Here is a 387-nt window from a genome sequence, read left to right on the forward strand (position 1 = left end):
GGACATGAAAGGCGGTTATGGTGAAGGTATTGTACAAAACATTACTATCAATTCTCCTGAACCACTTTCACCTTCTGATATAGCACGTAAAAATCTACAAGTATCACGTAGATTAGCTAGAGAGTGGGGGCTATAGATGAAATTAACATATACTAATGCAAATGGCGAAAGTATCAGTATTTCACGTACTGGTACTTTTCGTATTTTAGATATAGATGGATTGGGTAGAGTAGATGCTGATGTACAGACAGTAAAATCAGCTTTTCAGGATGGTGTTACACGTGTAGATACTTTACTGGATGCACGTTATATTACGATTGAAGTCGGTATTTTTGCTGAAACTGTAGAACAGTTATATAAGCATAGACGTACAATTTCAAAAGTGTT

General features: G+C 35.9%; 1 protein-coding gene. It reads left to right on the plus strand.

Going from position 1 to position 387, the window contains the following annotated elements:
- Positions 1–136: 136 nt before the first annotated feature.
- The coding region (locus R2R70_RS19145) for a phage tail domain-containing protein (protein WP_410978772.1) at positions 137–387 on the plus strand (251 nt) is incomplete at its 3' end.

Source organism: Cobetia sp. SIMBA_158 (assembly GCF_046566945.1).
GTDB lineage: Bacteria > Pseudomonadota > Gammaproteobacteria > Pseudomonadales > Halomonadaceae > Cobetia > Cobetia amphilecti.